At 54.7% G+C, this 937-nt stretch carries 3 protein-coding genes; all 3 read right to left on the bottom strand.

The annotated features are described in order from the left end of the window. Window positions 1-317: IS66 family transposase (locus NHN17_RS25830; protein WP_255045536.1), on the bottom strand; the 317-nt coding region annotated here is incomplete at its 3' end. 50 nt (window positions 318-367) lie between these two features. After that, the gene (gene tnpB / locus NHN17_RS25835; RefSeq protein WP_255045537.1) at window positions 368-724 is read right to left on the bottom strand and encodes an IS66 family insertion sequence element accessory protein TnpB; all 357 of its coding nucleotides are present in this window, start codon (window positions 722-724) and stop codon (window positions 368-370) included. Further along, a partial coding sequence (tnpA, locus tag NHN17_RS25840) for an IS66 family insertion sequence element accessory protein TnpA (RefSeq protein WP_255045538.1) occupies window positions 721-937 on the bottom strand: 217 nt, incomplete at its 5' end. The genes tnpA and tnpB, both read right to left, overlap by 4 nt.

Consider the following 937-nt stretch of genomic DNA (forward strand, 5'->3'; position numbering starts at 1 on the left):
TACTCGATAACCTCGCGGGGCAAGTCAGGATTGATGGGTTTGCGGCCACGCTTGCGCGTGTAGGTCACGGTTTCCATCTCCGGTTCGTCGTCGGACGGCCCGGTGTCGGTCAGTGATTCGGCTTCATTGAACAGGCAGCCCTGCGCCGGGAACTTCTCGCTTTGCGGCAGGTAGCGCTTGGCTTGTGCCAACCGGAACTGCTCCCACATTTCGGCAATGCGGGATTCGTATTGTTGGCTGATGTTTTGAACCAGGCCATCGATATAGGCCTGGATTTCCGGGGTGATGCCGACTGGCTTATCAAGTTCCTTTTGCATACTAAAAGTATAGTAAAAACAGTAGGTTTTACCATTTTAATTCACTGTTTTTACGAGATTTTCAGCCCGTTTATGGGCTGGTGCGCAACGGCATTTTGCCAGTTGAGGCCATCAAGTAGCCAGCGCAGTTGCCTGGCCGTGATTTCCATCGCCACCGTGTCTTGCGGGTGCCGGGGCCACTTGAACTTGCCGTTTTCCAGCCGACGGTAGTGGAGCCAAAACCCGTTGGTGTCCCATTGGAGGATTTTGAGCTTGTCCCGGCGGCGGTTGCAGAACACGAACCAGTGCGGCCCTACCGGGTTAAGTTCCAGCACATCTTCTACCAGTAGCCCTAAGGTATTGATGGATTTGCGCATGTCAGTGACCCCGGTGGCCAGATAAACGCTGCCGGCGGGCGTGGTGATCATGGCAGGCACCGGATGAGTTGCGGCAGCAGTGCCATTGCCGAGGCATCGTTAACCGAGATCCGATAGCCACAGGGTGTTTCGATAACCAGAGCCATCGGCAATGACGGCATCGAAAGCGGGACGATGACACTGTCCGGTTCGTGCGAAGAGACTGTGAGTTTTTTCTGCCAGTAATAAAACTGCGACTGGGTGATTTGGTTCTGCTCACACCAG

Source organism: Photobacterium pectinilyticum (assembly GCF_024357955.1).
Taxonomy (GTDB): domain Bacteria; phylum Pseudomonadota; class Gammaproteobacteria; order Enterobacterales; family Vibrionaceae; genus Photobacterium; species Photobacterium pectinilyticum.

Bases quoted from the DNA above. Each gene is read 5' to 3' on its own strand.
- tnpB (WP_255045537.1), bottom strand. From the start codon at position 724: ATGATCACCACGCCCGCCGGCAGCGTTTATCTGGCCACCGGGGTCACT.